Source organism: Cryobacterium sp. 10I1, from assembly GCF_035019805.1.
Taxonomy (GTDB): Bacteria; Actinomycetota; Actinomycetes; order Actinomycetales; family Microbacteriaceae; genus Cryobacterium; species Cryobacterium glucosi.
This window is the reverse complement of record NZ_JASJVF010000653.1, coordinates 1-271: the sequence shown is the minus strand read 5'-3', so window position 1 is coordinate 271 and position 271 is coordinate 1. Positions and strand designations below refer to the sequence as shown.

Annotated in this window: 1 protein-coding gene; it reads left to right on the top strand. The window is 72.3% G+C overall.

All coding sequences use genetic code 11. The features are described 5' to 3' along the window. A partial coding sequence (locus QN345_RS20190) for a type II secretion system F family protein (RefSeq protein ID WP_416347693.1) occupies window positions 1-271 on the top strand: 271 nt, incomplete at both ends.

Genomic DNA, 271 nt, shown 5'->3' with positions numbered 1-271 from the left:
GCGGCGGCGCTCGCACCGTACGGTCTGGCCGGACGTCGTCGACCACCTGGTTTCGGGCGTGCGCTCCGGCCTCGCCCTGCCCGACAGCATCAGCACGCTCGCCGAATCCGGGCCGGTGCCGACGAGGGCCGCCTTCGCCGACTTCGCCCGCGACTACCGCGCGACCGGGAGTTTCGGTTACTCCGTCGACCGGCTCAAGGCCGGCCTTGCCGATCCGGTGGCCGACCGCATTCTGGAGACCCTGCGGATGGCCAGGGAGGTCGGGGGAAGT